Genomic DNA, 3,831 nt, shown 5'->3' on the forward strand with positions numbered 1-3,831 from the left:
CTCTCACATCAAAGACAGTGACACCCGATCTCAGAGCAAGCCTTGACCAGCACCAACACCCCAAGAGGCCACTGTCTCTCACACCACTGTCCCTAAACCGAGAGATCGCACCCAGGCGCCGCGGAGTCACGCGACGCTCAGCCCTCGCCCGCGCTCCCCGGTACCGCCGCCCCCAAGGCCACGGGCTCCGGAGCAACCATGTCCGCCATGTCCGCGCAAACGGCCGCGGCGGGCTCCTCCACCTCGACCGTGGACGCCGAGCGCACCTGCTCGGTGCCGCGCAACGACGCCGCGCAGCAGGCCCTGCAGCCCACACCCAACCAGGTCGAGTGGGCCGTGGACATGGCCATCCGGGGCAATCTCACCAGTGGCTGGATGACCCAGGGAGGCTGGCGTGCTCAGGACGGCCTAGGCTCCTCGGTCGCCCCGTCGGTGATGTTCCCCCAGTCCACGCTCATCGGTGGACCGGCCGGGGGCCGCATCCCCGCCCAGGTGCTCCTCGGCGTACTCGCCCAGGAGTCCAACCTGTGGCAGGCCTCCTACCACTCCCTCCCCGGGCAGACGGGAAATCCGCTGATCGGGAACTTCTACGGGACGAACATCTACCCGGGCACCCCCGGGTACGACCCGGACAAGATCTGGTCGATCAACTGGGCCAAGGCGGACTGCGGCTACGGAATGGGCCAGCAGACCGATGGCATGAGCGTTCCCGACCGCGTCCAAGCCGGCAAACCCCCGGCGATGTCCGCGGACAAGCAGCGGGCCGTCGCCCTGGACTACGCCGCCAACATCGCGGTCGCGGCGCAGACCCTGGCCGACAAGTGGAGCGAGCTCCACATCCCCGGCCAGACCGTCCAGATCAACAACGACGACCCCAAGTACATCGAGAACTGGTTCGCCGCGGTCTGGAACTACAACCTCGGCTTCAACAAGCCCGACAGCTCCGGCAAATGGGGTCTGGGGTGGCTCAACAACCCGGCCAATCCGAAGTACCCGGCCGACCGGAACGCCTTCCTGGACAACAACCACTACGCCGACGCCGCCACACCGCAGAAGTGGCCGTACCCGGAGAAGGTGATGGGGTGGGCCGCCTACCCCATCGACACAGGACGGTCCTACAGTGACGCCGGCGAGCAGAACAGCGGAAACACCCACGGATACCAGGCTGCCTGGTGGAGTGACGCGGGAGCCCGCACCCGGGCGATCAAGCCGCCTCTCGACACCTTCTGCAACGCAAGCAACGGCTGCAACGCGGGTAGCCCGCCCCAGTGCGCCGACGAGGCTTGCTACAAACTCTACTGGTACCACGCGAACGCCAAATGGAAAACCGCCTGCGCCACAGAGTGCGGCAACGAGACGCTCACCTACAAGACGCTCCGGGCCGAACTGGGCCGTGGCAACTCCGGACTGCCCGACTGCACGACGTCGGGCCGGCTGCCGTCCAACGCCCTGATCATCGACGACGTGAGCGCGAGCACGCCGACCCTGCGCAGCGACTGCTCCAAGTCATGGACCAACTCGGGCACCATGTCCTGGAGCTTCGCCGACCCCCAAGGGCTGGGAACCTATGAGGGGAAGGAAGACCTCCACCAGGTGGGCGGAGGCTTCGGCGCCCACTTCTGGTTCGCCCACACCCGCAACAGCAGCAACCGCATCGACCAGATGAAGGTCACCGGCACCTGGACGCTCGGGCGCACCCTCAACCAGTGGAGCCGGGTCATGGTGCACCTGCCCGACAACGGCGCCGAAACCCAACAGGCCCACTACCGTATCGCCCTCGGCAACGGCACCGTCAAGGACCGCTACATCAACCAGCTCCACAAGGCCAACACCTGGGTCTCCCTGGGTGTCTACAACTTCAGCGGCACCCCCAGCGTGTCACTGACCAACGAGACCGTCGACGGCACCGCCGACGACGACGTGGCCTGGGACGCCGTCGCCTTCCAGCCGCTGCCCGGCAAGCCGAAGAACATCGTGGCGTCGCTCGGTGACTCCTTCTCCTCCGGTGAGGGTTCCGGATCCGTGGGCGGACCGGGCATCGGCTACTCGTGGGAGTCCGACACCCAGCACGGCACGCCCCGGTGGAACGCATGCCGGCGCAGCGTCAACGCCTGGCCGCGCAAGCTCACCCCGCCCAACACCACGTCCCCGCTCGGAACGGCCAGCGATGCCTGGAGCACCGATGCCGAACTGTCGTTCGTCGCCTGCTCGGGAGCCCAGACCTGGAACGTCCAGGGGTCCAAAGATCCCGACTCCTGGACCAATCGCGGGGCGTACAGCTGGTCCGAGGGACAGTTCCACGAAATGTCCCAGATCGACTCCGGTGCTCTCGACGAGAACACCACCCTGGTCACGCTGACGATCGGAGGCAATGACGAGGGAGCATTCGTCGGAGCGGTCATGGAGTGTGCCAGCGGCGGTGACTGCGCCTCGGACACGACCTTCATGCCGCGCTACAAAGCCCTGGCGGACAAACTGGCCGTCAGCCTCAGCTCGCTGATCGCCAGCATCAAGGCCCGGGCCACCAATGCGACCATAGTGGTCATGGGCTACCCCGAACTCATGAGCCGGAGCAGGGCCTGCCTGGCAGCGGGTCTGTTCAACGTAAACGAGCAGAAGGCGCTCGGTGACCTCTCCAGGTACGTCAACGGGAAACAGGCTGGTGCTGTCCAGGGTGATCAGAGGGTCTCCTACGCCGACCCGATCCCGACATTCAGCGGTCACGGCACGTGCGACGACGACGAGTGGATCAACGCGATCGTCACGGGACCCAACGGGAACGGGGACTCCCACAACAAGGACTTCCCCGACGCGGTGGGGAACAACCCCTCGCTCTGTCTGTGGGACATCGCGAGCCGCGCATGCCTGAGCCGGGAGTCCTTCCACCCGAAGAGCACCGGAACCACCGGCTACGCGAAGGTGATGGAGCAGAAGCTCCGCGACATCGGCTACGGCGCGATCTGATGGCCGCCCAGCCCGAAGGCCGTACCGGGGGAACAGGGCGAGTCGTGTTCTTCGGGTGCACGCTTCCCCTCCTCGTCCTCCTCGGCCTCGTCTTCGTCTTCCTCTGGCAGTTCTTCGAGCACGCCGGACCACAGTTCGCGAACCCGCGCGGCACGCCCAAGCGGGAGACGCTCACCCCGGCCGAACGCGAGAGCGCCGAACCCCGCAGGGCGGCCATGGAGGCGCTGGCCAAGGAACTCCAGGGCAGGCCCGCCCTCACCGGGGATGAACTCCTCCTCCGCACCAGAACCACGCTCGCACTGCCCTCGTCGGCACGGATCGACGTCCGGGCCGCGAGCGGGGAACGGCCCGCCAGGATCGGGCTGAGCGAAGGCCGGGCCTGCATCAACGCCGTGATTTATCCAGGGGAGGCCGGAGCCACAGCGGAAGGGCACAACCCTGACGGTTCCTGCCTCCCGCAGGACGGATGAGCGGCCGGCGGGCCGGGTAGAACGACAGAGCCTCCTGGCAGCCCATGCCAGGAGGCTCTGTCGTGTCTGCCTGCCCCGCCCTATCATCACACCAGCAGGCGAGCGGCCTGCGGACCGGTGGGTTCCGCCGCGCACCCACACCATCGAGCGATGACAGAGCAACTCAAAAACTCACGAACTGAACCGTTCCGGGTTTGATCGAGACTCTAGGTCGTGACTGTGACCTGGGGTTTCGTGGTTTCGCGGTAATGGTTGGTCTCGTATTCGACGGGCGGGATGTGCCCTGTTTCACCGTGGAGTCGTCGGTGGTTGTACCAGTCGACGTACTCGGCGGTGGCGAGCTCGACGTCGGACAGCGTCTTCCACGGCCGCCGTGGCTTGATCAGCTCGGTCTTGA

The 3,831-nt window shown here is 66.5% G+C and carries 3 protein-coding genes; 2 read left to right on the plus strand and 1 reads right to left on the minus strand.

Features of this window, described 5'->3' with window-relative positions:
• Positions 1-207: 207 nt before the first annotated feature.
• On the plus strand, positions 208-2,964 hold the full coding sequence (locus tag ACEPPI_RS40070) for an SGNH/GDSL hydrolase family protein (protein ID WP_373920171.1): 2,757 nt from the start codon (positions 208-210) through the stop codon (positions 2,962-2,964).
• Between the two features lie 44 nt (positions 2,965-3,008).
• Entirely contained in the window at positions 3,009-3,434 is a 426-nt protein-coding gene (locus ACEPPI_RS40075) for a hypothetical protein (protein WP_285544118.1), read from the plus strand.
• 206 nt (positions 3,435-3,640) lie between these two features.
• Here the strand turns inward: ACEPPI_RS40075 and ACEPPI_RS40080 are convergent.
• Positions 3,641-3,831 (minus strand): IS3 family transposase (locus ACEPPI_RS40080; RefSeq protein ID WP_373920172.1); only part of this gene is annotated, 191 nt, incomplete at its 5' end.

It is taken from the genome of Streptomyces sp. AB3(2024) (assembly GCF_041862025.1).
Lineage (GTDB): Bacteria > Actinomycetota > Actinomycetes > Streptomycetales > Streptomycetaceae > Streptomyces.

Excerpts from the sequence above, each read along its gene's own strand:
- ACEPPI_RS40070 (WP_373920171.1), top strand. The coding sequence starts at position 208 with ATGTCCGCGCAAACGGCCGCGGCGGGCTCCTCCACCTCGACCGTGGAC.